The 361-nt window shown below is 46.5% G+C and carries 1 protein-coding gene; it reads right to left on the bottom strand.

Going from position 1 to position 361, the window contains the following annotated elements; all coding sequences use genetic code 11:
- The coding region (locus J8L97_RS23300) for a DDE-type integrase/transposase/recombinase (RefSeq protein ID WP_211053102.1) at positions 1–361 on the bottom strand (361 nt) is incomplete at both ends.

Genomic DNA, 361 nt, shown 5'->3' with positions numbered 1-361 from the left:
GAGATTCCGAATATGGATTATCATTGCTGACACCTGGACGGCTTCGAGAGCCTATTATCCCCATTTCAAGCATCTTCGCCTGCATCGTCAGGCACTTCATCGGACTGCCGTTATCTGAGTGCAATACGACATTTTGTTTAACGCATTTCTCAGCCCAGAGTGTACGTTCAAGTAATTCCGCAGCATATTCTCCTGATTCACTATCATGAACTTCCCAACCCACAATTTTACGGCTGAAGATGTCGATTATCATGTAGAGATAGAAGAAGCGACCAATTACTGTTGAAGGGCAGTAGCTGATATCCCAAGTCCAAACTTGGTTTGGCCCTGTCGCCGTATACCCCCTAGGCTTAGCTCGGCT

It is taken from the genome of Pseudoalteromonas sp. MMG012, assembly GCF_018100875.1.
In the GTDB taxonomy this organism is placed as follows: Bacteria; Pseudomonadota; Gammaproteobacteria; order Enterobacterales; family Alteromonadaceae; genus Pseudoalteromonas; species Pseudoalteromonas aurantia.
Note: the sequence above shows the minus strand (reverse complement) of the source record. Positions and strands in the feature narration are given on the sequence as shown.